Source organism: Micromonospora sp. C97 (assembly GCF_018070385.1).
GTDB lineage: Bacteria > Actinomycetota > Actinomycetes > Mycobacteriales > Micromonosporaceae > Micromonospora > Micromonospora parva.
In genome coordinates this window covers 1-18,996 of record NZ_JAGPXU010000030.1, presented here as the reverse complement: position 1 = coordinate 18,996, position 18,996 = coordinate 1, and the positions used below count along the sequence as shown (strand labels likewise).

11 protein-coding genes are annotated in these 18,996 nt (G+C 70.7%); 6 read left to right on the top strand and 5 right to left on the bottom strand.

Annotated elements, in window-relative coordinates; genetic code table 11:
* Positions 1–47: 47 nt before the first annotated feature.
* Positions 48–2,900, bottom strand: a complete 2,853-nt coding sequence (locus tag KBX26_RS27435; RefSeq protein ID WP_210866723.1) for an aconitate hydratase — start codon at positions 2,898–2,900, stop codon at positions 48–50.
* Between the two features lie 212 nt (positions 2,901–3,112).
* Here KBX26_RS27435 and KBX26_RS27430 point away from each other — a divergent pair, with 212 nt between their 5' ends.
* On the top strand, positions 3,113–3,928 hold the full coding sequence (locus KBX26_RS27430; RefSeq protein ID WP_307857920.1) for a DedA family protein: 816 nt from the start codon (positions 3,113–3,115) through the stop codon (positions 3,926–3,928).
* A gap of 115 nt (positions 3,929–4,043) precedes the next feature.
* Here the strand turns inward: KBX26_RS27430 and KBX26_RS27425 are convergent, their stop codons facing one another.
* A complete protein-coding gene (locus tag KBX26_RS27425) occupies positions 4,044–4,706 on the bottom strand; it encodes a C39 family peptidase (protein WP_210866722.1) in 663 nt (220 codons plus the stop codon).
* A gap of 719 nt (positions 4,707–5,425) precedes the next feature.
* Entirely contained in the window at positions 5,426–5,614 is a 189-nt protein-coding gene (locus tag KBX26_RS27420) for a hypothetical protein (protein WP_036412665.1), read from the bottom strand.
* Positions 5,615–5,633: 19 nt separating this feature from the next.
* Between KBX26_RS27420 and KBX26_RS27415 the strand changes: the two genes are divergently transcribed.
* The 5 genes from KBX26_RS27415 to pulA all read left to right on the top strand — a co-directional run bounded on the left by KBX26_RS27415 (position 5,634) and on the right by pulA (position 14,052).
* Positions 5,634–6,386 (top strand): hypothetical protein, encoded by a 753-nt coding sequence (locus tag KBX26_RS27415; RefSeq protein ID WP_210866721.1) that lies wholly within the window; start codon positions 5,634–5,636, stop codon positions 6,384–6,386.
* Between the two features lie 37 nt (positions 6,387–6,423).
* Positions 6,424–6,813: a hypothetical protein gene (locus KBX26_RS27410; protein WP_030337824.1), complete on the top strand. Its 390-nt coding sequence runs from the start codon at positions 6,424–6,426 to the stop codon at positions 6,811–6,813.
* 98 nt (positions 6,814–6,911) lie between these two features.
* The gene (locus tag KBX26_RS27405) at positions 6,912–7,598 is read left to right on the top strand and encodes a hypothetical protein (RefSeq protein ID WP_210866720.1); all 687 of its coding nucleotides are present in this window, start codon (positions 6,912–6,914) and stop codon (positions 7,596–7,598) included.
* Positions 7,599–7,739: 141 nt separating this feature from the next.
* Positions 7,740–8,447 carry a cellulose binding domain-containing protein gene (locus KBX26_RS27400; RefSeq protein WP_210866719.1) on the top strand — a complete coding sequence of 236 codons (708 nt, stop codon included), beginning with the start codon at positions 7,740–7,742 and terminating at the stop codon, positions 8,445–8,447.
* 109 nt (positions 8,448–8,556) lie between these two features.
* A complete protein-coding gene (pulA, locus tag KBX26_RS27395) occupies positions 8,557–14,052 on the top strand; it encodes a pullulanase-type alpha-1,6-glucosidase (protein WP_210866718.1) in 5,496 nt (1,831 codons plus the stop codon).
* A gap of 110 nt (positions 14,053–14,162) precedes the next feature.
* On the opposite strand, the gene KBX26_RS27390 is transcribed toward pulA, so the two are convergent.
* Together KBX26_RS27390 and KBX26_RS27385 are read right to left on the bottom strand one after the other, a co-directional pair.
* Complete coding sequence (locus KBX26_RS27390; RefSeq protein WP_210866717.1) at positions 14,163–15,818, bottom strand: hypothetical protein; 1,656 nt, start codon at positions 15,816–15,818, stop codon at positions 14,163–14,165.
* 291 nt (positions 15,819–16,109) lie between these two features.
* Positions 16,110–17,981, bottom strand: a complete 1,872-nt coding sequence (locus KBX26_RS27385) for a hypothetical protein (protein ID WP_210866716.1) — start codon at positions 17,979–17,981, stop codon at positions 16,110–16,112.
* Positions 17,982–18,996: the final 1,015 nt, after the last annotated feature.

Sequence of the window (18,996 nt, the reverse complement as noted above, 5' to 3'; positions counted from 1 at the left end):
GCTCCCTCCCGCCGAAGGGCGGAAGGGAGCCTGGTGACATCGGTACGTCAGCTGGCGATCATGCGGCGCAGCACGAACTGCAGGATGCCGCCGTGCCGGTAGTAGTCCGCCTCGCCCGGGGTGTCGATCCGCACCACAGCCTCGAACTCGACGCCGGTGTCGGTGGTGACAGTCACCGTGCGCGGGGTCTCACCGTCGTTGAGCGCGGTCACCCCGGTGATGCTGAACGTCTCGGTGCCGGTCAGGCCGAGCGACTCGGCGGTGACGTCCACCGGGAACTGCAGCGGCAGCACGCCCATGCCGATCAGGTTGGAGCGGTGGATCCGCTCGTACGACTCGGCGATGACCGCCCGGACGCCCAGCAGCATCGTGCCCTTGGCCGCCCAGTCCCGCGACGAACCCGAGCCGTACTCCTTGCCGGCCAGGATGACCAGCGGGATGCCGGCCTCCTGGTAGGCCATCGAGGCGTCGTAGATCGAGGTCTGCTCGCCGGTGAGGTGGTTGACGGTGAAGCCGCCCTCCACCCCCGGAACCAGCTGGTTGCGCAGCCGGATGTTGGCGAAGGTGCCCCGGATCATCACCTCGTGGTTACCCCGGCGGGAACCGTACGAGTTGAACTCGTGGCGCGGCACGCCGTGCTCGGCCAGGTACGTGCCGGCCGGGGAGTCCGCCTTGATCGCACCGGCCGGCGAGATGTGGTCGGTGGTCACCGAGTCACCCAGCTTGGCCAGCACCCGGGCGGCGGAGATGTCGACGACCGGGCTCGGCTCCTGCTGCATGCCCTCGAAGTACGGGGGCTTGCGCACGTAGGTGGAGTCGTCCGCCCAGGCGAACGTGTCGCCGGTCGGGGTGGGCAGCGACTGCCAGCGCTCGTCACCGGCGAAGACGTCCGAGTACGCGGCGCTGAACCCGGTGGCGCCGATCGCCTGGGCGATGACGTCCTGAATCTCGGCGCTGTTCGGCCAGATCTCCCGCAGGTACACCGGGTTGCCCTCGGAGTCCTCACCGATCGGCTCGTTGGCCAGGTCGATGTCCATCGTGCCGGCCAGGGCGTACGCGACAACCAGCGGCGGCGACGCCAGGTAGTTCATCTTGACGTCCGGGTTGATCCGGCCCTCGAAGTTCCGGTTGCCGGAGAGCACCGAGACCACCGACAGGTCGTGCTCGTTGACCGCGGCGGACACCTCCTCGGGCAGCGGGCCCGAGTTGCCGATGCAGGTGGTGCAGCCGTAGCCGACCAGGTTGAAGCCGAGCTTGTCCAGGTACGGCGTGAGGCCGGCCCGCTCGTAGTAGTCCATGACGACCTTCGAGCCCGGGGCCAGGGTGGTCTTCACCCACGGCTTGCGGCTCAGGCCCTTCTCCACGGCGTTGCGGGCCAGCAGCGCGGCACCGATCATCACCTGCGGGTTGGACGTGTTGGTGCAGGACGTGATCGCGGCGATCACCACGGCGCCGTGGTCCAGCTCGTACTCGACGCCGTCGGCGCCGGTGACCCGGACCGGGTTGGTGGCCCGGCCACCCGCGCCGACCGCCGCCGTCTCCAGGTCACGCGGCTCGTCGGCCGGGTCGCTGAACTCGTTGGCCGGCGGGTCGCTGGCCGGGAACGACTCGGCGCTGGCCTCGTCGGCCGGGCCATTGGCGCCGCGCGGCAGCTCCTCGCGGGGGACACCCGGCTTGAGGTCACGCTCGTTGGTGGAGTCGTCGGCCACGTAGTCGGTCAACGCGGAACGGAACAGCGTCTTCGCCGCGCCCAACGGCACCCGGTCCTGCGGGCGCTTCGGGCCGGCGAGCGACGGCTCGATGGTGCTGAGATCCAGCTCCAGGCGCTCGGAGTACTCCGGCTCGGCGTCCGGGTCGTGCCAGAGGCCCTGCTCCTTGGCGTACGCCTCGACGAGCGCGACCTGCGCGGCGTCGCGGCCGGTCAGCTCCAGGTAGCGGATGGTCTCACCGTCGATCGGGAAGATCGCCACGGTGGAGCCGTACTCCGGGGACATGTTGCCGATGGTGGCCCGGTTGGCCAGCGGCACGGCGCTCACGCCCGGGCCGTAGAACTCGACGAACTTGCCGACCACACCGTGCTTGCGCAGCATCTCGGTGATGGTCAGCACCAGGTCGGTGGCGGTGGTGCCGGCCGGCATCTCGCCGTGCAGCTTGAAGCCCACCACACGGGGGATCAGCATGCTGACCGGCTGGCCGAGCATCGCGGCCTCGGCCTCGATGCCGCCGACGCCCCAGCCCAGCACGCCCAGGCCGTTGACCATGGTGGTGTGCGAGTCGGTGCCGACGACGGTGTCCGGGTACGCCTGGCCGCCCCGCTCCATGATCGTGCGGGCCAGGTACTCGATGTTGACCTGGTGCACGATGCCGGTGCCCGGCGGGACGACCTTGAACTCGTTGAACGCGGTCTGGCCCCAGCGCAGGAACTGGTAGCGCTCCTTGTTGCGCTCGTACTCCAGCTCGACGTTGCGGGCGAACGCGTCCTCGCGGCCGAACAGGTCGGCGATGACCGAGTGGTCGATGACCAGCTCGGCGGGGGCGAGGGGGTTGACCTTGCTGGCGTCGCCGCCCAGCTCGCGGACGGCCTCGCGCATGGTGGCCAGGTCGACCACGCAGGGCACACCGGTGAAGTCCTGCATCAGCACCCGTGCCGGGGTGAACTGGATCTCCACGCTCGGGGCGGCGGTGGAGTCCCACCCGCCGAGCTGGCGGATGTGGTCGGCGGTGATGTTCGCGCCGTCCTCGGTCCGCAGCAGGTTCTCCAGCAGGATCTTCAGGCTGTACGGCAACCGGGCGTGGCCGTCCACCTTGTCGATCTTGAAAATCTCGTAGCTCGCGTCTCCGACGCGTAGCTGGGTCTTCGCACCGAAGGTGTCGAGGCTCGCCACGTCGTACTCCTTCACACCAGCGACCGTGAGTAGTCCTGAGCAGTCTGTCGCACCGGTCGGGGTGCCGCCGAGGTTAGGTGACACTTACCGCCGATTCCGCTTCCAACAAAACCGTACGTCCGTCTTGCTATATGTGCAACCCGGCGTACCGACCCGGCGGGCCCACGACCGCACCGCGCCGACAGACCGGCGGGGTAGGGTCGGGAACCGATCGGAAGGGGTGCCGAGTGATCGACGTTCAGCACTGGCTCTCGGCGCTGCCTCCAGGCGTGGTCTACCTGCTCGTCGCCGCAGTGATCGGCGTGGAGAGCATGGGCGTCCCCCTGCCCGGCGAAATCGTCCTGGTCAGCTCCGCACTGCTCGCCGCCACCGGCGTGGTGGAACCGGAGTGGGTGGCCACCGCGGCGGCGTTCGGCGCCATCGTCGGCGACTCCATCGGGTACGCCATCGGCAGACGCGGCGGCCGTCCGCTGCTCGTCCGGCTGGGCAGGCGCTTCCCCAAACACCTGGGCCCGGCGCAACTCGCCCGCGCCGAACAGAGCTTCGCGCGGCACGGCGTCTGGGCGGTCTTCTTCGGTCGGTTCGTGGCACTGCTGAGGATCCTGGCCGGGCCGCTCGCCGGGGCGCTGCACGTGCCGTACCGCCGCTTCCTGGTGGCCAACGCCGCCGGCGGGTTGGTCTGGGCCTTCGGCACGACGTACCTGCTCTACTCGGTGGGTCGCGCGGCCGAACACTGGCTGAAGGACATCTCCTGGGCCGGGCTGGTCCTCGCGGTGCTCGCCGGGCTCGGCAGCACCTGGTGGCTACGCCGACGCGCTCACCGCATCGAGGCGGCCGACGCCGGTAGGGGCCCGGCCGACGCCGGCAGTGGCCCGGAAGTGGCCGAGGTTGCCGCCGACGGTCCGACGGCTGCGGTGGCCCCGGGCGGTCGGTTGGCTGGGGTGGCCTCGGGCGGTCGGTCGGCTGGGGTGGCCCCCGACCTCGGTCCGGTCCGTGTCGACCCGGTCCGTGTCGACCCCGTCCGCGCGGGCGACGAGCACTGACCTCTGGCGCTGACCTCTGGACATGCTGAAGGGCCGGCCCCGTGGTGGGGTCCGGCCCTTCAGCTGTGTGCTGGGGTGCTGTGTGTTGGTGTGGTGTGGTGTGGTGTGGTGTGGGTCAGCTGGTGGCGTAGCCGCGGGTGGCGATCCAGTCCGCGAGGTGCTCGACGGTGATCCAGTAGGAGGCGGTGTCCGGGTTGGCGGAGTCGGCGATCTTCACCACGTTCCCGCCATCGCGGTAGCCGACGACGCTGATGTAGTGCCCGCCCTCGAAGGAGTGGATACCACCGTCGGTGTCGGTGGTGGTGCCGGCGATGTTGGCGACCACGGCCCGGCCGTCGTCGACGGTCTTCACAACGTCGGCGCGCAGCTGGTCGGTCTGCTTGTCATCCGCGTCCGGGCTGGAGATCTCCACCGACCGGTAGGCGTCGTTCTTACCGGTCTCCTTGTTCAGCACGGGGGTGATGTCGTTGATGGAGTTGGTGCCGGCCTCGGTGGTGCCCATCTCCTTGGCCATGGCGTCGACGCTGATGTCCTTGCCCTGCACGGACAGGGCGTTACGGGCGGCGGCGGGGCCGCAGTAGTAGAAGTTCGGCTGGGCTTCGTAGCGCACGCCGAGCTGACGCTCACCGGCGGGCTTGCGGTCGGTCTGGGTCTGCGACGCCGGCTTGCTGGTGTTCGGGGCGGCGAAAGCGGTGGTGACGGGGCCGGCGATGGCACCGCCGGTGAAGGCGAGACCGGCGGCGGTCAGGGCGGTCTTACGAATCAGATCGGTACGCATGATGGCGTGCTCCTCTGCATCGGGGGAAACCGCACGGCACTGAACGCGGGGGGGGTGTGGCCGTGCGGGGAGGTTCGTGGCGACGCCGGCGATCCGGGGGGACCTGCTCGGGCGTGCCGGGGGTGTAACCGGGGTGGCCGGGCGGGTGTTCCCGGCGGCTGCTCTCCACCGGGCCGGGGGCGCGGTGGTCTGCCAGGTATAACGACCCCGCCCGGCCCCCGATTCCACGCGCGGGGTGGCCCCGACTACCCGACACTCCCACCTAAACCGGACACCGGTGCTCGCCGGGATGCCCCGACATGACGGACGAACGGGATGATCGACTCGGGTTCCTGAAAACCGCGCTGTCCCGGGGCCCGGGAAGCCCCGACTTCATGAAAGCCGAGTGGATCACGCCCGTCTGCGCCATTTGCGCCCGCTCGACCGGGGCCGAGGCGGGGAGACAGTGCCTGACGGAACCGGGCGACTTGGCCGGACCCGGTCCCACCCTTGGGTCACGCCGCGGCCCCGTTCGCCCGCCGGGCCGTCCGCCCGTTCGCCCGGGTCGGCTGTCTGCCCGGGTCGGCTGTCTGCCCGGGTCGGCTGTCTGCCCGGGGTCGGCTGTCTGCCCGGGTCGTTCGTCGGGTCGTTCGCCGGGTTGTTCGCCCGTTTGCCCAAGTCGGTTGGTCGCCGGGTGGCCCGCCGGGTTGCCCCGCCGATTCTCTACAGGGGACGGTCGGTCAGGCGGGGTCGGCGGGCTTCGCCGCGTCGTTGGCCTGGGCGTGCCGCTCCAGGAGTCGCTGCCGGATCTCCTCCGGGGTGTACGCGCGCCGACGCCGTTCGGCCCGCGCGATGACCACACCGGAGGCCGCGACGCCGGCGAGCCCGGCCAGCCCGAGAACCTTCCACCACCGCATTCGTTGCCGCATCGGCCTAGGCTAGTCCCTCATGAGCATCAGCCTGGACGAGGCCGTCGAGTTGACCCGCACCGGTGACGTGTGGGTTTTCCGGGGTCGCAGCGTGCCGGACCGGGCCATCCAGTTCACCACCAACAGCCCGGTGAACCACGTCGGGATGGCGGTGGTGTTGGACGACATGCCGCCGCTGATGTGGCACGCGGAGCTGGGCAGGTCGTTGCCGGACCTGTGGTCGGGCACCCACCAGCGCGGCGTGCAGCTGCACGACCTGCGGGACGCGGTCTGCGTGTGGGCCAACCGGTACGGCCAACGGGCCTGGCTGCGACAGCTCGACCCGCCCGCCGACGGGGAGATGGAACGGGCGGTGCTGCGGACGATCGCGCGGTTGGACGGCACACCGTTCCCGTCGACAGCGCAGCTGGCGTGGCGCTGGGTGCGTGGTCGGGTGCCGACGCTGCCCCTGCCCGGCCGGCCAGCACCTCGGCGAAACCCGGCGACCCCGGCGATCCCTGCCGGCCCGGCCGGATCGGCGGGTGAGCGGGACCAGGCGACCCCGGCTAGCCCGGCCAGTCCGGCCGGATCGGCGGGCGAGCGGGACCGGGCGCTGGAGACGGCGTACTGCGCCGAGGTGGTGGCGGTGACCTACGAGGCCATGGGGTTGCTGCCGGCGGGGCGGCGTCCGAACTGGTACGACCCGGGGCGGTTCTGGAGTGGTGACGACCTCGGTCTGGCCGCCGACGCCCGGTTGGGGTCGGAGATCGAGGTACGGGTGCCGCCGCGCTGAGGTTTGACCCGGGCGGTGACCGGCAATTGCTGTGACCGTGAACGCCTCCACGGATCTTGACACGTTGGCCGACTTCTTCGACCGGTACGGCGTGGCGCTGACCTCCGGCGATCTGCCGGCCATCGCCGGTTGTTACGCCCTGCCGGGGCTGGTGGTGGCCGACACGTACAGCTTCTCGTTCACCACCGCGGCGGCGGTGGCGCTGTCCTTCGTGGGCGCCGCGCCGGACTACCAGGACCGGGAGCTGGTCGCGGCCCACGCCCGGATCGAGGACGTGCAGCCGGTGTCCGCGCTGTTGACGATGGTGGCGGTGGAGTGGGAGTTCCTGGACAGTCGGGGGCAGTCGGTGCCCGGGGAGCGGTATCGCTACCTGTTGCGTACCTCCGATGAGGGGCCACTGATCTGCACGGTCGTCCGGACGGGTTGACCGACCGGGGCCGGTCGGTCCGATCCGTACCCGCCAGGTTCCCGGTCCGCGTGGCGCTGGCTACGCTGTCGCGTCGGTGGGGGACGAGGGGAGACCTGATGGCGGTGCGGCCGGACGGTGCGGCAGATTCGCGGGCGGCGCGGGTGTTGGTGTCGGTGCCGTGGATCGTGGTGCTGCTCGGTGTGTGCGCGCTGGTGGTGCTCCTGGTGGTGGCGCTGTTGTCGTTTCGGGGCAGGGAGCACGACGCCGGGCCGCAGGCAGCGCCTCCGGCGTTCCTGCCGACCGTGCCGGCGGGAGCATCCACCACCGGCGGGCCGACCCCGGCCGCTGTGGAGCGGCGCTCGGTGTCGCCGCGACCGTCACGTAGCAGTCGGTCACCGTCCCCGTCGCCGCGGCCCACGGTGACCGGCTCGCCGACGCCGGGGCGGACGAGCGTACTGTCCGCGCCGACGACACCGGCGGAGGACCCCGTCAGCGCCCGCTACCAGGTCGGCACGAACGGCTGGAACGGGGAGTCGGCGATCCTGTCGATCGCCAACACGTCGAACCGGTCGGTGGACTGGCAGGTGGAGTTGGCGTTCGACGACGACACCTGGTCGCTGCGAGTCGGTGACGACTCGGGCGTCTCGGTACGGGGGCGCGGGGACGGCGAGTTCGTGGTGCGCGGCACCCGTTCGCTGGAACCGGGCGACTCCCGGACGCTGCGGCTGCGCGTCGGCCTGGGTGAGTCGGCGCAGCGACCGCGAACGTGCACGATCAACGGGGTCGACTGCCGGATCGGCTGAGCCGCAGCCGGGTCGGTGGCCGGCGACGCCGTACGGCCGAGGCTTACCGCCCGGGCGCCGATCGCTACGCCGCGTGGCCGAGGCTTTCCGGCCTGGGCCGCCGATCGCTACGCTGCGCGGACGATCCGCTGAGGGAGGTACATGTCCGGCATGCGCCGCCGTGCTCCGCGTCCGCCGCACGGTCCGGTCGCGATCGCATCGTCGCCCTGGATCGTGGTGGGTGCCGGTGTCGTCGTGATGGTGGTCCTGCTCTTCGTGGCGCTGGGCGCGTACCGGGGACGCACCCCGGCGCCGGACGGCGCGCAGCCGCCGGCGCTGCCGCTGCCGTCCGTGGCGGCGGCGCCGAGCGTGCCCACGTCGGTGCCGTCCACCGTGCCGTCTCCGGCGCCGGTGCTGCCGGGGTTGTCCGGGCGGGCCAGCGGGCTGCCGCCGAGCGCCGCGGCCGGTTCCGGTTCACCGTCGGCAGTTCCGACGGTCGCTGCGACCGGGCGGCCGACGGCGACGCGGTCGCCGACCCGGGCGGCACCGGGGCAGCCGGGGATGGCCGGGCGGTACCGGGTGGTGCAGAGCTTCGACGGCGGTTTCATCGGCGAGGTGGCGATGGTGAACACGTCCGCCCAGAGCCGCGGCTGGACGGTGCGGTTGGAGTTCTCCGGTGGACGGTTGGTGACCGCCTGGGTGGAGGGCGTCCCGCAGGGGACGATCCGGCAGGGCGATGACGGCTTCACGTACGTCAGCGGGGTCGAGGTGTCGGCCGGCGGTTCGGTGTCGCTGCGGTTCCACATGGAACGGACGTCCAGCACGCCACGGGAGTGCACTGTGGACGGGGTGCGCTGCGGCGGCCTCTGAGCGGCGATTTCGCAAGGTTGCTGCTTTGTTGCGACCACGTTTGCAAGGTATTGCAGAATGTTTCGGCAAGGGTTAGCGTGCGGCCATCAGCGACCAGAGGAAGGCGTCGATGAAACCCCCGCCGAGACCGCGTACCGCAGTGCTGGCCCTTACCTCCCTGCTCACCGTCACCCTCGCCGGCGCTCCGGTCGCCGTGCAGCCCGCCGCCGCGAGCCCTCAACCGTCCGACCGTGCCTCACTCTCGGTCGTCGGCGCGACCCAGTGGCGCGACGAACCCAGCGCCGACGCGCTGCTGAAGGCCGGCGGCAGCGCCGCCCGCGCCGAGCAGTTCTACTTCGTCCTGCCGGACCGGTTCGCCAATGGAGACCCCCGCAACGACACCGGTGGCCTCACCGGTGATCGGCTGCGCACCGGCCTCGACCCCACCGACAAGGGCTTCTACCACGGCGGTGACCTCAAGGGCGTCATCGACAAACTGGACTACATCCAGGGGATGGGCACCACCGCCATCTGGCTCGCCCCGATCTTCAAGAACCGGCCGGTGCAGGGTGCCGGCAACGACATCTCGGCCGGCTACCACGGCTACTGGATCACCGACTTCACCCAGGTGGACCCGCACTTCGGCACCATGCAGGAGATGAAGCGCCTGGTCAGGCTCGCCCACCAGCGCGGCATCAAGATCTACCTCGACGTGATCGTCAACCACACCGCCGACGTCATCAAGTACGCCGAGGACAAGTACGCGTACGTGGACAAGGCGACCTCGCCGTACACCGACGCGCGAGGCCGGGCGTTCGAGGACCGCAACTACGCCGACGGCAGCCGCGCGTTCCCACCGGTCGACAAGGAGTCCTTCCCGTACACGCCGACCTTCGCCGAGCCGGAGGATGCGAGCGTCAAGGTCCCGGCCTGGCTCAACGACGCCACCATGTACCACAACCGGGGTGACTCCACCTTCGCCGGAGAGAACAGCGAGTACGGCGACTTCTTCGGCCTCGACGACCTGTGGACCGAGCGTCCCGAGGTGGTCCGGGGCCTGACCAAGGCGTACGGGGACTGGATCGGCGCGACCGGCGTCGACGGGTTCCGGTTGGACACCGTGAAGCACGTCAACATGGACTTCTGGCCGCAGTTCAGCCAGGGCATCCAACGGGCCGCCGAGAAGGCCGGCAAGAAGGACTTCTTCATGTTCGGCGAGGTGTACAGCGCCGACCCGGAGATCAGCTCCAGCTACGTCCGCCAGGGTGGCCTGCCGGCCACCCTCGACTTCGCCTTCCAGGAGGCCGCGCGGGGCTTCACCGCGGGCGCCGGATCGGCCAAGGCGCTCGCCGACGTGTACGCCCGCGACGACCTCTACGCCGCCCGGGACACCGACGCGGGCCGGTTGACCACCTTCCTCGGTAACCACGACATGGGCCGGATCGGTTCGTTCATCGCCGGTGGTGGCACCGATGCGGCCAGCCACCTCCGACGCGACCAGCTCGCCCACCAGTTGATGTTCCTGACCCGTGGCCAGCCGGTGGTCTACTCCGGCGACGAGCAGGGCTTCACCGGGCCGGGCGGAGACAAGGACGCCCGGCAGGACATGTTCGCCTCGAAGACCCCCGACTACCTCGACGACGACCTGCTCGGCACCGACCGCACCCACGCCAGCGACCAGTTCGACACCTCCCATCCGCTGTACCGGACGATCGCCGAGCTGGGCCGGCTGCGCCAGGCCCACCCGGCGCTGCGCGACGGCGCGCAGGTCACCCGGTACGCGGCCGACGGGCCGGGCGTCTTCGCCGCCTCCCGGATCGCCCCGGCCGACCGCACCGAGTACGTGGTGGCCGTGAACAACGCCGACACCGCGCAGACTGTCACTGTGGACACCTGGTCGGCCGGCGCCACCTTCACCGGCATCTACGGCGCCTCCGGCGACGCGCGGGCCAACGGTGACGGCGAAGTGGCCCTCACCGTGCCGCCGTTGTCGGCCGTCGTGTACCGGGCCGGCACCCCCATCGCACCGGCCGCCGACAAGCCGACCATCACCATCACCAGCCCGATCCCGGACACGCCGGTCGCCACCCGGGCCGCGGTCACCGCCCGGGTCACCGGTGATCCACTGGCCAGCGTCACCGTCGCGGCCCGGGTGGCCGGTGGCCGGTGGACGCTGCTGGGCAGCGCCGACCACGCCCCGTACACCGTGCAGCACGACCTGACCGGCCTGGCCGGGGGTACCCGGGTCGAGTACAAGGCGGTGGTCCGCGACGGTCGGGGCCGGACCGCCACCGCCCGGTCCACCGCAGTCGTCGGCACCCCGGAGCAGGGCGGCTCCCGGGAGTGGGCGGTGGTGCACTACCAACGCCCGGCCGGCGGGTACGACGACTGGGGGCTGTACGCCTGGGGGGACATCGACCCGGCGTACGTCACCGAGTGGCCCAAGGGGCAGCCGTTCGCCGGGGAGGACTCCTACGGCCGGTTCGCCTGGGTGAAACTCAAGCCGGGCGCGACGTCGGTGAACTTCCTGGTCGTCGACAAGGCTGGCACGAAGGACGTCGCGCAGGACCGCAGCATCGACCTCAGCCAGACCGGGGAGATCTGGCTCAAGCAGGGCGACCCGGCGATCTACCCGAGCAGGCAGGCCGCCACCGGTGAACCGGACCCGCCGGTCGAGGAGGGCACCGCCGTGCTGCACTACCGGCGGGCCGACGGCAACTACGACGGCTGGGGCCTGCACCTGTGGGACGGCGCGGCCAACCCGACCGAGTGGTCCGCCCCGCTGCGGCCGAGCGCCGTCGACGCGTTCGGGGCGGTGTTCCGGGTGCCGCTGGCCGCCGGCGCCACCGGCCTGAACTACATCATCCACAACGGCGACACCAAGGACCTGCCCGACGACCAGCGGCTCGACTTCGCCAGCGCCGGGCGGGAGGTGTGGCTGCTCGCCGCCACACCGGGCCGGCTGCTGCCGTCGGCGGCCACCACCGCCAGCGGGGACACCGACATCAGCAAGCAGAAGGCGCACTGGATCGACAGGTCGACAGTGGCGTGGCAGACACCCCCGACCGACGGCAGGACGTACGCGCTGGTCGCCGCGCCCACCGGTGGGGTCAGCGTGGTCGACGGCGAGCTGACCGGCACGTACACCAGCCTGCCGTTGCGGGCGCAGCGCAACGGGCTCACCGAGGCGCAACGCGACAGGTTCCCGCACCTGTGGTCGTACCGTAGCTTCGCCCTGGACCGGGCGGACCTGGCCAAGGTCCCGGCGGCGTTGCGCGGGCAGTTGCTGGTCACCGCGCGCGACGCCGAGGGTGCGCTGCTCGCCGCCACCGGCGTGCAGATCCCCGGCGTGCTCGACGACGTGTACTCCCGGGCGACCGACGCCACCCTCGGGCCCACCTTCGCGGGCCGGACGCCGAGCCTCGCGCTGTGGGCGCCCACCGCCCGGAGCGTGGCGTTGCAGCTGTTCGACTCGACCACCAGCGCCCCGAGGACGGTGCCGATGCGCCGCGACGACCGCACCGGCGTCTGGTCGGTGCGCGGCGATCGCTCCTGGACCGGCAAGTTCTACCGGTACGAGGTGCGGGCCTGGCAGCCGGCAGCGCAGAAAATGGTCACCGCGTCGGTCACCGACCCGTACTCGGTGGCCCTCGCCACGGACTCCACGCACAGCCAACTCGTCGACCTCAACGACCCGGCGCTGGCCCCTCCCGGGTGGCGCACGCTGCGCAAACCGGCGCCCGTGCCGGCCGCGAAGGCGCAGATCACCGAGTTGTCCGTGCGGGACTTCTCCATCGCCGACGAGACGGTGCCGGCCGAGCGGCGGGGGACGTTCCTCGCGTTCACCGACCCGAAGACCGCCGGCATGACCCACCTGCGGGCGGTCGGCGACGCCGGTGTCACCCACCTGCACCTGCTGCCGGCGTTCGACTTCGCGACGATCCCCGAGCGGCGCGCCGACCAGCGGCAGCCCGCCTGCGACCTGGCCGCGCTGCCGCCAGACTCCGCCGAGCAGCAGAAGTGCGTGGCGGCGGTCGCCGAGACCGACGGCTACAACTGGGGGTACGACCCGCTGCACTACACCGTCCCGGAGGGCGGCTACGCCGTCGACCCGGCCGGCGCGGCGCGGACCACCGAGTTCCGGCGGATGGTCGCCGGGGTGAACGACGCCGGGCTGCGGGTGGTGATGGACGTGGTCTACAACCACACATCGGCGGCCGGCACCGACCCGAAGTCGGTGCTCGACCAGATCGTGCCCGGCTACTACCACCGGTTGTTGGACGACGGCACTGTTGCCAACTCCACCTGCTGCGCCAACACCGCCCCCGAGCACGCCATGATGGGCAAGCTGGTGGTCGACTCGCTGGTCACCTGGGCCCGGCAGTACAAGGTGGACGGCTTCCGCTTCGACCTGATGGGTCACCACCCGAAGGCCAACATCCTGGCCGTCCGGGCGGCCCTGGACCGGTTGACCGTCGCCCGGGACGGCGTGGACGGCCGGTCGATCCTGCTCTACGGCGAGGGCTGGAACTTCGGCGAGGTCGCCAACGACGCCCGTTTCGTGCAGGCCACCCAGGCCAACATGGCCGGCACCGGCATCGGCACCTTCAACGACCGGCTGCGCGACGCGGTGCGCGGCGGCGGACCGTTCGACGCCAACCCCCGGGTGCAGGGCTTCGCCTCCGGGCTCTACACCGACCCGAACGGCGACCCGGTCAACGGCTCACCGGCCGAGCAGAAGGCCCGGCTGCTGCACGCCCACGACCTGATCAAGGTGGGGCTCACCGGCAACCTGCGCGACTACCGGTTCACCGACACCGCCGGGCGGCAGGTCACCGGGGCGCAGGTCGACTACAACGGCTCCCCGGCCGGCTACACCGCGACGCCGGGGGAGGCCGTCACCTACGCCGACGCGCACGACAACGAGATCCTGTACGACGCGTTGGCGTACAAACTGCCGCAGGCCACCACGGCGGCGGACCGCTCCCGGATGCAGGTGCTGGCGCTGGGCACTGTGCTGCTGGGACAGGGCACCGGGTTCGTCACCGCCGGCACCGAGCGGCTGCGGTCGAAGTCGCTGGACCGCAACTCGTACAACTCCGGTGACTGGTTCAACCAGATCCGCTGGGGCTGTGAACGGGGCAACGGGTTCGGCGCCGGTCTGCCGCCCGCGCCCGACAACGAGGACAAGTGGTCGTACGCGAAGCCGCTGCTGGCCGACCCGGCGCTGGTGCCGGACTGCGGGGCGATCAACACGACCGACGCCCGGTACGCCGAGTTGCTGCGCATCCGGGCGTCGTCGCCGGTGTTCGGGCTGGCCACCGCCGAGCAGGTGCAGCGGCGGGTCGCCTTCCCGCTGTCCGGTGCCCAGGAGACGCCTGGTGTGCTGACCATGACCCTGGACGCCCGCGGGCTGGGCGGTGCGTGGACGTCGGTGACCGTCGTCTTCAACGCCACCCCGTCGGCGGCCACCCAGACGGTGACCGGGCTGCGCGGAGCGGACGTGGCACTGCACCCGGTGCTGGTCGACTCGGCCGACCCGACGCTGCGGACCGCCTCGTTCGACCGGGCGGCCGGCACGTTCACCGTACCGGCGCGCAGCGTGGCGGTCTTCGTTCAGAAGTGACGGTGAACCGGCCCCCTTCCGCGTCTCGCGGAAGGGGGCCGGCCGGTGGTGCTGGCGCTGCGCTGTGGTCACCCGAGGGTGCTGAGTCATCGTCACCCAAGGGTGATCGATCAGGCGAAGCAGTTCTCGATGGTGCCGCCCGGGATGGCCAGGCAGTTGGTCGGACGGTTCGCGGTGATGGCGGACTTGTCGTCCACGTTCACGTCTCCGAAGAAGCTGAAGACACCGCCCGGCTCGAAGGTGGAGAAGTTGTGGGCGACCTTCGTCTTCGACAGGTTGACCTCGCCGAAGATGTTGAAGATGCCGCCGCCGACCCCGATCGGGCCGATGGCCCGGTTGCCGACGACCTCGCTGTCGCGCAGCGTGGTGACGCTCAGGGTGTTGAAGAGCCCGCCGCCGAAGAAGCCGGCGGTGTTGTCCTTGATGCTGCTCTTCTCGAACGTGACAGCGCTGCCGAAGGCGATGGCGACACCGCCACCGACACCGGCGGTGCTGTTGCGCTCCACCGAGACGTTGTGCAGGTTCAGCTGGCTGTCCGCCGCAGCGATACCGCCGCCAGCGAGGACCGCGGTGTTCGAGACGAACTTGGTCTCGTACGCCGTGGTGTTGCCCTCGATGTCGAGGTAGCCGCCGCCGAAGCCCAGCGTCTCGTTGTCGGTGATCTCGGCCTTCTTGAGCTCGACCGTTCCGCCGTTGACGTCGTCGGTGAAGATCGGCGCGGCGCCGTTGGAGATACCGCCACCACCGATGATGGCGGTGTTGTCCTTGATCTTCGACTCCTCGACCTTGAGCAGGCCGGCGTTGAAGACGCCGCCACCGAAGAAGAAGGCGGTGTTACGGGTGACGGTGCTGTGCCAGATCTTCGTGGTGCCGAAGTTGGCCACACCACCACCGTTGCCGCCCGACTGGTTCAGGACGACCTCGGACTCCAGGATCTCGGCGGTGCCACCCGGCTGGACCAGGATGCCGGCACCGTCGGTGGAATCCGGGTACTCGACGAGCGGCGTGACGACGCCGCCCTGAGCGGCCGGCGCGGCCTTGGCCGCCACCTTGGGTGCCGCCTTCAGGCCCGCCTTCGGGTTGGCCTGTCGGGCGGTGAGCGCCTGGTTCAGCGGAACGCCCGCCTTCACCTGAGCCGCGATCGCCTCCGAGTCCGAGTAGGACGCCCAGACGGCCGCTGGCTCGACGCTGTTGAACAGCTCGAGGGTCTGGCCACCCTTGATGGTCAGGCCCTTGATCGTGAGGTGACCACCGGCACCGACGTTCAGGATCCGGAAGTAGTCAGCGGTGGCTTCCCGAGCGATCGTGGTGTGCTCGCCCTTGAGCGTGATCCGCTCGGTGATCACCGGCAGGCCGTTGCCCTCGTAGTCGTTGCGGCTCAGGTTGTAGGTGCAGCCCTTGGCCAGCTCCAGCACACCGCCGTGCTTGTTGTTGGCGAACACGATCGCCTGAATCAGCTTGTCGGTGTCGCAGGGCACCTCCTTCCCGCGCTCGTGGTCCTTGTCGCGGCCCTTGTCGTCGCGACCCTTGTCGTCCTGGTTCTTGTCCTCCCAGTCGCGCCCCTCGTCACCCCGCTGGTCGCCGTCCTTGCTGACCTGCGTGGTGTTCCAGTTCAAGCCGACCGCACCGGCGCTGCCCGCGACGCCCACCGCCGCGAGACTGATCACGCCCGTCAAACCGGCCACGCCACTGGCGAGCCAGAGCTTGCGGCGACGCTTGGCCGCCGCCCGCCCGGAGGCTTCGTTGTTCGTTAGGTAGTTGGACATCGGAGCTCTCTGCCCTCTCCTCGTACCAGACAGGGTCGCCGCCGTCAGACGGGCGTCCCCTGCTACAAATCGGTTGTAGCTCCCAAAACCACCGTATGAGAAGGTTCCTCGCCTCGCGGGCTTATCCGAGAGAAGCCCACATTCGGTTCATGTTGCCCCCACCGGGGTCCGGACCGACACACCACTGCCCAAGCCGGCCGAGCGCCCTGTGACCTGCCCAAATGGGTACGCCCCTCCGAACCGTCACCGGCTCGGAGGGGCGCGCCCTCTATGTGGATCAGCCCCACCCGATCAGGCGAAGCAGTCCGAAACGTTGAAGCAGTTGGTCGGACGGTTGGCAGTGACCGCGGACTTGTCGTCAAGCGTCACGGTGCCGCCGAGGCTGTTGAAGATGCCCCCCGGCGGGAGGGTGGAGAAGTTGTGCGCCACCGTCGTCCGGTGGAGCGTGACCTCGCTCCCCTCGGTGTTGAAGATGCCGCCACCGCGAGCGAACGGGCCGACCGCCCGGTTGCCCACCACCTCGCTGTCGCGCAGCGTGGTGACGCTGTCGTCGTTGTAGAGACCGGCACCGAAGAACCCTGCGGTGTTGTCCTTGATCCTGCTGTCCTCGATCGTCGCGACGCTGTCGAAAGCCACCGCCACGCCGCCACCCACGCCAGCGGTGCTGTTCTTGGCCACCGTGGCGTCCTTGAGCGTGAGCTGGCTGTCGGCCACCGCGACGCCACCACCGGCGAGAACCGCGGTGTTGTCACTGACCGTCGTCTGGTGCAACGTCGTGGTGCCCCCGACGTCCAGGACACCGCCGCCGAATCCGAGCGTCTCGTTGTCGGTGACCTCGCTCTTGTAGACCCAGACCGCGCCGCCGTCGACGTCCTCGGTGAAGATCCGCGGCGCGCCGTTGGCGATGCCACCGCCGCCGATGATCCCGGTGTTGTCCTTGATCTTCGACTCGTCGACCTGGAGTACGCCGGCGTTGAAGATGCCGCCACCGAAGAAGAAGGCGGTGTTGTGCGCGACCGTCGTCTTGCTGAGCCTGGTGTTGCCGAAGTTGGCCAACCCGCCGCCGTTGCCGCCGGCCTGGTTGTAGAGCAACTCGCTGTCCAGGATCTCCGCGCGGCCACCGGGCTGCACCAGCACCCCCGCGCCGTCGGTGGACCCAGGCTGTTCGACCAGTGGCGTCACCGCCGGCCCGGCACCCGTCGGCTTCGCCGGTGCGGCTACCGGCTTGGCGGCTGTCGCCGTGGCGGCCTTTGCTGTCGTAGCGGCCTTGGTCGGTGTCGCCTTGGCTGGTGCTGCCTTGGTGGTGGCTTTCGCGGGTGCTGCCTTGGTGGTGGCCTTCGCGGCCGGCTTGGCGACCGGCTTGGCGGCGGGTTTCGCGGCCGGTTTGGCGGCGGTGGCCGTGGGCTTCGCCGCTGCCGCCGGTGACTCGGTCCCGGGTGCGGCAGTGGCCGGCGGCTTGGCCACCGTCGAGCGGACCGCAGCCGAGTACGGCGCCCAGACCGTCGCCGGGTCGGCGGTCATCGAGGGCTGAAGGGTCTGGCCACCCCTGATGCTCAGCCCCTTGAGGGTGAGGTGGCCGCCGGCGCCGACGTTGAGGATGCGGAAGTAGTCCGCCGTGGCATCCCGTCCGATCGTGGTGTGCTCACCCTTCAGGGTGATGTGCTCGGTGATCAACGGGAGGCCGTTGCCGTCCTGGTTGCGGGTCAGGGTGTAGGTGCAGCCCTTGGCCAGCTCCAACACGCCACCGTTCTCGTTGGCGAACGTGATCGCCTGGATCAGCTTGTCGGAGTCGCACGGGACCTGTTTGGCGCGGTCCTTCTCGTCGTGCTTGCCGTCCTTGCCGTCTTTGCTGTCCTTGCCGGGGTGGTCGTCGAAGCCGCTCCAGTCGCCGCCGCTCCACTCGTCGTCCTGACCGCCATCGTCCTTGGTGCCGTTCTTGTCCGCACCGCCGTCGTCGCTGACGTTCTGCCGGTTGGTCGACGGCTGCGCGTCGGACACCTGGTCGGACTTCGGCTTGTCGTCTCGAGCGGCGACGCCGCCGAGCGCCGCCAGGCCGACCACCCCGGTCAACCCGGCCACACCGGCGACCCAGAGCGCCCGCCTTCGTCGTGTCGGCGGAGCTGTCGACGCCCCGCCGTCGGTACTCGTTACGTCGTTGGACATCAGAGCCTTCCGCCCTTTCCTACTACAGACGGGATCGCACCGCCCGAGGCGCCACGACCGGCTACAAATGGGTTGTAGCCAACTGATCCCCACCGTATGAGAACCATCTTCGCGATGCGGACGGATCCGAGATAACCACACATTAGGCGCAGGGCGGACATGGGTCATCAACCCGTCCGGGCTGGCAGAAGAAGGCTGCTACCAGCACAAACGCCGACTGGCGGTGCGGCCGGTTCTGCCCCCGGGCCTAGCTCGGGCCGGCTCGGTGGGCCTCGTCCGGACCAGAGAGCCGTGGGCCTGTCGCGGGGTCGGATGTCACGGGGTGGCCCTGGTGTCGCGGGGGTCTGTCGCGGGGTTGGTGTGGCGCGGGGTTGGTGTGGCGCGGGGTTGGCCTGGTGCGGCGGGGTCTGTCGCGGGGTGGCCTTGTGGTGCGGGGGTCGGTCTGTCGCAGGGTGGCCTGCGGCGAGGTCGGGCCGACGGCGAGGTCGGGCCGACGGCGAGGTCGGGCCGACGGCGAGGTCGGGCCGACGGCGAGGTCGGGCCGACGGCGAGGTCGGGCCGACGGCGAGGTCGGGCCGACGGCGAGGTCGGCCGCCGCGAGGTTGAATGGCGATGACGTCGGGGGACGACGGTGTACGGCCGTCGCTGTCGCGGATGCGGCCGTCGCGGTGTGCGGATACCGAACACCGCTCGTCCCTGCAGCGTGATCCACTCGGTTTTCCTGATAACGCGGTATCCGAGCGACGCGGATGGCACGACTTCAAGAAAACCGAGTGGATCACGGGCGGGGCTCAACCCGGCCCTCAGGCGAGGGCCAGGCGGACCAGGGGCCACGTCCACATCCTGGCGGGGTGGGGCCAGACGGGCCAGGCCCCGGCCCGTCAGTCGACGGGCCGGGGCCTGGTGGGGCCGGAGCTCCGGTGGACCAGGGGCTGGGCGGGCAGGGTCCAGGCGGGCCAAGCCCCGGCCCGTCAGTCGACGGGCCGGGGCTTGGTGGGCCGGGGCCGGGTGGGCC